Here is a 6,476-nt window from a genome sequence, read left to right on the forward strand (position 1 = left end):
GAACACAGGTCACAGTCGGCGTTGGCGAGGATCGTGCTCCTTGGAATTGCATTGCTTACAGTGATGGCGCGACAGCTGGTATCGAGTTCCTTGGCGACGAAGGCGCACTGTGAGCAGTCTGCTGCGTAGCTGAAAACGGCTGCGCAGCACTGGCTTGATCTGCTGAGGCTCGACTTAGTTTGTAGAACAACCACCATCGTATTCGCGGTCCTGTACCTGTTGGCGTTGGTTGCATTCTTGACGGGCACATTTGGCTGGTTGGGACCGGAACGAGATCCTTTGTCCGGAGTGTTCCTGCTGCCGTTGGGACTATCTTGGATACTTGTAGCGGATTTAATTTCGGAGTCCGCCAAGCCGTGGTTTGCGGCGATTGCACCGATGCTCAACAGTTCTAATATGCGACAGCACCTCCATCTCGAAACTTTCCTTGAAGGTAAAGGGACCCAAATGGCCAGCACCTTTCAGAACCTTTAGTTCAACAAGCTTGCCTTGGGATGCCAGAAGTTCAGCGATGCGCTTTGTGTGCACATGCGTCTGCGATCCGCGAATGATCGTAGAGGGAACTCCCTCAGAAAGAATGTATTCTGGGTCAGGTTCTTTCAGAAGCGCATCGAAATCGCTTGGGGCTTTGTGAACCCAATCAATCATAGCGCACCTGCGTTTACGACTCAGGGCTTGCCAAGAGCCAAGTCCTCCCCAAAAATCAGTGAAAACCTGTGCGCTAAACTCTTCGCATCCCTCTTCTATGCCCGTTCGTATTGCGTTTGTGAGGCTAACAATCTCGGAATACAATAAACCGTCAGTCAACTCTCCGGCTTTCAGTAGGCTGAACAGAGTTGGTTCATAGAGACAAAGTGATCGAACAAGGTCGGGTCGAGCTCTGGCGATATGCAAAGCCAGCGCTCCTCCATACGAGTGTCCAATCAAGTGAGCGGGCCTGCCAAGCTTCTCTATCTCAGTGATAATCGAAGCAGCTTCGTTTTCCAATGTGAACGGCCCGTCCGGGATTTTATGACCCCTAGACAGGGTTCCTATTAGGTCGGGTGCTAATGTTTTGGTTTCTTCGCTCATCCGGGCAAACAGATTGCGCCACTGGCTTCCGTCAGCGCCGGAACAATGTAGCCCTACGCAGGGAGCAGGCGAAATTTGGGACCAACACGGCGATGCGTGTAGTGAAGCGTCAAATTGCTTATTCATGTGATGACCTCCAAACTGAGTTTCACAATGGTGTCACTCATCTGGCCTTCAACCTATCGGACACATGTCCCGGCTAGACTCAAACCGACGGGAAATTGATGGGACATTTGCCCCAAATCGACTAAAAAAAGACATGCGAACCGTTAGATACACTTCTTCAAGCGATGGTACGTCGCTGGCGTGGAGCAAATCCGGAAACGGCCTACCAATGGTAAAGGCGGCTAACTGGCTCACGCATCTCAGTTATGATCTAGACAGTCCAATTTGGTCTCACTGGATCGAATTGCTAGAAAGTCAATTCACCCTTGTTCGATATGATGAGCGAGGCTGCGGATTATCTGACAAACGAGTTGAGAATCTGGGTATTGATTACTGGGTTGATGATCTCGAAGCTGTAATCGACGCCGCTGAAATAGATGAACCAATTTATCTTCTGGGTATTTCTCAGGGCGCTGCGACTTCTATCGCGTATTCGCTGAGGCATCCCGGCAGAGTCGCCGGGATGATACTCGTTGGAGGCTATGCAAGGGGCAGCAACCACCGCGGATCGGTCGCCGCCAAAAACTACAAGACTGTTATCGATGTATTTCGCCTGGGTTGGGAGAATGACAACCCAGCGTTTCAAGATGTATTTACATCAAGATTTCTTCCTGGTGCGCCGCCCGAACAACGCTCTTGGTTTACAGAACTTTGCCAAAAGACCGTTTTGCCTGAGACAGGGGCCGACCTGCTTATGGCGCGCGCTGACGTTAATGTTGAAAGTCTATTGCCAAAGGTTTCAATTCCAACACTGGTGATCCATTCAAGGAACGATCAGGTTATTCCGTTTGAAGAAGGACAACATCTCGCTCAGAAAATTCCCAGAGCGACAATGTCTGCTTTAGAGGGAAAAAATCACATTATTCAACGCGATGAACCTGCCTGGCGCGCTTTTTCCAAGAGCTTGCTTGAATTTACATCTTCCGGTCAAACGACGGACTTTAACGATTTGACAAAGCGCGAGCAGGACGTGCTGAGACTCATCTGCCAAGCAATGAGTGGTAAAGAAATTGCTAGAAGTCTTCAAATGAGTGAAAAAACTGTTCGAAACCACACAAGTAAAATCTACGCCAAACTTGAACTGCAAAACAGACAGCATGCAATTCGCACGTATGGGCATCTGTTCTGATTAGAGCATGAAACTGCAAACCTATTAATCTGATCTAACGTGGCAATGGCAGCTTTGTCCGCAGAGCAATCGTTCACGCCGAGCGCCGCGAAAGTTCGATTGCCGCTCGCCGCTATTCACTTCAACGACTGTTCGCAGACCAAATTGGGCATTCTTCCAGCGGCAAAAATATGTTTCCACATGTTGCATGCTTGCTATGACTTGCCGCTGGTCTACAACTGGTGTCGTCAATCAGGAATTCCTGCGGCTGCCAGCATTTCATAGTAGGCGTCATAGATTTCTGGTTTTGCGATAGAGATACGAGCGCGCATATGCCGGAACATTGAAACGCTAAAATCGGGTTCCCGCGACATGTGAATACGTGCGAGTTCTCTAGCTCGGCTCTCATTGCCGTGAGCCATTTCCGCCACAAGTTCGTTCAGGCGAAAGACAGTCACAGTATTATGAAATGCACGCATTTTTTGGGCGGTTTCTCTTAGATCGCGCCAGTTCCCTTCCGCGATTTGCGACAGGCTGATACCCATGTGGACACGGTAGTTTAGTGGGTCATTCGGGTTAAGTCGGAGCGCCTCCCTGGCATGTGCCTGTGCCGTCTGTGCTTGGCCCATCAGGCCACGCAGTACGCAACTGGATCCCCAGGCTGAAACGCAATTTGGGCTTCTCTCGACGACTTGATCCACAAGTGACAAACCATACTCTGTATCCTCCGACAGAAACGCGAGTACGTAACCGGCATATGCTTGCGCCTCTAGGTCAAGATGTGATGCCGCCAGAGCCTCATGTGCCAGCTGAATTGCGTAGTCAAATCGGGCCTCGTTTGGACGCGTATCCGGGTTCCATAGCAAAGTGCGGATCCAGCCTCGAAGAGCGCTTGCCAATGGGTACTCACTTGAGAGTGAAAGAGCTTTTGACAAATGGTCGTCTGCTTCAGTGAATTTGAACCTGTAGATCAAGGACTGCGCACGTAGGAAGTGATCATAGGCTCCAAGGGTGTCAGGGCGCTTGTGAGCAGCACGGTCTATTTCAGCTTGTCGGATACCTGGCGCAATCGAAGCAACGACAGCCTCGGTAATCTGGTCCTGAAGCTCGAAAACATCATCGAGCTTGCCATCGTATCGATCCGCCCAAACATGAGACCCGGTTTCCGCATCAATCAGCTGACCCGTGACACGCAACCGGTCACCAGCGCCGCGAACGGACCCTTCCAATATATAGCGGACACCAAGCTCTCGGCCGATACGACGCACATCAACCGAAAGCCCTTTGTAAGAAAAAGAAGAGTTTCGGGCGACCACGAATATCCAGGGCACTCTGGATAAGCTGGTGATGATGTCTTCGGTAATACCTTCCGCAAAGTAATCCTGTTCAGCGTCAGGCGACAGATTGTCAAAAGCCAACACCGCCACTGAAGGCCTGTCAGGACGGGATTGAGTTAACGGGGATTCAGTGGCAAATGCTGTTTGTACCAAGTAAGCAGTTACAGGGCGTGTGATATTCTTCAGATATTGCGGCCCCAATTCGGTGAACGATACATCCACCTTACCCACAAGATCTTCGTAAACCCGACCTGAAACGATGATCCCTCCGGGAGGAGCAAGACCTTCCAGCCGGGCCGCGATGTTGACGCCGTCACCAAGAACATCACCGTCGTCATCAAAAACATCGCCCGCGTGAATTCCCATACGGAATTGCATTTCCGGACTTTGCCCGCGCGCCCCGTTCCGCTCAGCCATCTGACGTTGCATCGTTTCCGCACATGCCAGCGCATCTACAACCGAGGAAAACTCTGCAAGAAAACCGTCACCAGTTCTTTTGAATAGCCGTCCGCCATTCAGGCCGACATGCGGCTCCAGCGCCCTAAAGTGGCCCCTATATGTGTGCAATGCGGCTTCCTCGTTAGCACTGACAAGCGCGCTATAGCCAACAACATCAGCCACGAGTATGGCAGCCAAGTACCGCTCCAAACAAAATCCTCCCGCGTATCCATTGTGAAGGAGTGTCAAAGGGATATTAGGGGTTTCGCGCATAAATCGCGATCAATATTCAATGAACATCAGTGACCGAATAACGACACGCAAGCTTTTTGCTTTTGGGTAAATTAGGCAGAAGCGGACCTCGAAAAACCGAACTTTGTAATTTCGACTTTACACCGCAGCACAGGCATTGGAGCAAGGTGCCGCGTATGACTGCCTTGAGGGCAAAACGAGCTTCTAGCCGCGAATGCAAGGTTTTCGCTTGGCACTTTGAAAGGCCTTCCTACTCGGGTGCCATCAAAATTCTAGGTTCAGCGCCGCATGCTTGCTATCGTTTCATTAAGGGTCCATTGGCGGAAATCAGAATGACGATACGGGCGTCTTCAAGGAAGGCATTCGAGTACAGAACACGTCTCACCGACAATCGGATTTGGGACATGTTCGCGCTGCGCCAAGGAGATGTGATTGTTGCAACACCGCCAAAGTGCGGAACAACATGGACGCAAGCCCTTGTGCTGTCGCTCTTGTTTGAAAAGCCAGGTATGGACAAGGTCATGGATGACCTGTCGGTTTGGCTCGACCCTGCGTTTCGAGATCAACTCCCCATAGCTCGAATGTTCGAAGCTCAAAGCCACAGAAGATGCATCAAGACCCATACGCCTTTTGACGGCATTCCTTTCGATCCAGATTGCACCTACATCGCGGTGTTCAGACACCCAATCGACGCACATTTTTCGATGCGCCGACATGTGGCAAACCTGAAGGAAGACCTGATCCAAGACAGGTTCCCGGATGAGCCGACAGCTTCATTCGCCCTTTTTCTTGGTGAGACCGTTCGAGAGGAGATGGCCGATGGGATCACCCTTGAGGCCATCGTTCATCACTTCAAGTCCTTCAAGTCAAACATCCAACATCCCAACATACACATTTTCCATTACGCCGATATGCGGCGCGATTTGCTCTCTCATACTAGAAAGCTCGCTTCCGTACTTGGTTTGAAAATTGGCGATGAAATGCTGGCCGCAATTGCGGAAAGTATGCAGTTCGAGAACATGCAAGCCAATGCACGCGCGAGTGCTAAGGAAGAAACACAACGGTCCACAACCTTTAAAGACCCGTCAGCCTTCTTCGATAGCGCAAGCAGTCGCAAGTGGGAGGGCAAGCTTTCAGACGAAGACCTTCTTGCGTTTCACAAACGTCTTGCAGAGTTGCTTCCGGAAGCCGACGCGCGATGGCTTCAGTCTGGCGGAGAGCTTCCTGCTTAGGACCTCGCTTTCTTAGTAAAGATTGCCGCTTCGGGACCGTCTCGGCCATCTGAGACTTTTTGCCGGATGACCCGTAACCACGATGAGCGGTCATTCATGCCCGCGAACGCGGCCAGGGTTTGCCCTAACCAACAACAGCCGTTCGCCGCGGTTTCGCCAGATGACTCAAATGTGGACGAAGCGGACCTTGCAAAGTTTGGTGGTCGAGACCGACTTTGGGCATGGTTTATGGTAAGATCCATGCAAGTGCTGCGAGGGAGAGTACCATGATCGAAGCTGAACAGCGATTGGTAGACCACAACATCATTTTACCTGCGCCGCTAAAATTGCCTGTTGGTATGGTGTTGCCATTTCCGTGGATTAACGTTCGGGGCGACCGGGCGTTCGTATCTGGTCATGGACCACAAGAAACAGACGGTACTCCGGCCGCGCCATTTGGAGCAGTCGGAGAAAATGTGTCTGTGGAAGAGGGCTACGCCTCAGCACGCAAAGTCGGGCTTTCTATTCTCGGCAGTCTAAAGCGCGAACTTGGCAGTCTAAACCGAATAACGGGGTGGTGCCGAGTTCATGGGATGATAAATTGCAAATCTGGCTTCAGCGATACGCCTGCGGTTCTCAACGGTTTCACGGATTTGATCATTGACGTCTTTGGAGAAGAGATTGGCCGCCATTCACGTACGGCGGTCGGGGTGGCAGGCCTACCAATCAACTTCCCAATTGAAATCGAAGCAGAGGTTATTGTCTCAACGGCCTAGAATACACGTGAATCCGGAACGACGTACTTGTCTTAGCCCCGTAAAACTGTGCCACTATTTTGGTGTCACGGAAGGGATGATGGATGGCTCGGAAGCGGTATTCGGATGAAGATGCGTT

Annotated in this window: 5 protein-coding genes; 3 read left to right on the top strand and 2 right to left on the bottom strand. The window is 51.2% G+C overall.

What is annotated here, in order from left to right:
• Positions 1-333: 333 nt before the first annotated feature.
• The gene (locus ACR0MI_RS23480) at positions 334-1,197 is read right to left on the bottom strand and encodes an alpha/beta fold hydrolase (protein WP_170617437.1); all 864 of its coding nucleotides are present in this window, start codon (positions 1,195-1,197) and stop codon (positions 334-336) included.
• 133 nt (positions 1,198-1,330) lie between these two features.
• On the opposite strand from ACR0MI_RS23480, the gene ACR0MI_RS23485 reads away from it, so the two are divergent.
• On the top strand, positions 1,331-2,365 hold the full coding sequence (locus ACR0MI_RS23485) for an alpha/beta fold hydrolase (protein ID WP_170817442.1): 1,035 nt from the start codon (positions 1,331-1,333) through the stop codon (positions 2,363-2,365).
• A gap of 227 nt (positions 2,366-2,592) precedes the next feature.
• Here the strand turns inward: ACR0MI_RS23485 and ACR0MI_RS23490 are convergent, their stop codons facing one another.
• Positions 2,593-4,317 (bottom strand): adenylate/guanylate cyclase domain-containing protein, encoded by a 1,725-nt coding sequence (locus tag ACR0MI_RS23490; RefSeq protein WP_170617441.1) that lies wholly within the window; start codon positions 4,315-4,317, stop codon positions 2,593-2,595.
• A gap of 458 nt (positions 4,318-4,775) precedes the next feature.
• Here ACR0MI_RS23490 and ACR0MI_RS23495 point away from each other — a divergent pair, with 458 nt between their 5' ends.
• Together ACR0MI_RS23495 and ACR0MI_RS23500 are read left to right on the top strand one after the other, a co-directional pair.
• The gene (locus tag ACR0MI_RS23495; protein WP_170619947.1) at positions 4,776-5,603 is read left to right on the top strand and encodes a sulfotransferase domain-containing protein; all 828 of its coding nucleotides are present in this window, start codon (positions 4,776-4,778) and stop codon (positions 5,601-5,603) included.
• A gap of 266 nt (positions 5,604-5,869) precedes the next feature.
• Positions 5,870-6,358, top strand: coding sequence for a RidA family protein (locus ACR0MI_RS23500; protein ID WP_170617445.1), 489 nt, complete (start codon positions 5,870-5,872; stop codon positions 6,356-6,358).
• The last annotated feature ends 118 nt before the right edge of the window (positions 6,359-6,476 follow it).

Source organism: Ruegeria sp. D4 (assembly GCF_056534475.1).

Excerpts from the sequence above, each read along its gene's own strand:
- ACR0MI_RS23495 (WP_170619947.1), top strand. The coding sequence starts at position 4,776 with ATGTTCGCGCTGCGCCAAGGAGATGTGATTGTTGCAACACCGCCAAAG.
- ACR0MI_RS23480 (WP_170617437.1), bottom strand. The coding sequence starts at position 1,197 with ATGAATAAGCAATTTGACGCTTCACTACACGCATCGCCGTGTTGGTCC.
- ACR0MI_RS23485 (WP_170817442.1), top strand. The coding sequence starts at position 1,331 with ATGCGAACCGTTAGATACACTTCTTCAAGCGATGGTACGTCGCTGGCG.
- ACR0MI_RS23500 (WP_170617445.1), top strand. The coding sequence starts at position 5,870 with ATGATCGAAGCTGAACAGCGATTGGTAGACCACAACATCATTTTACCT.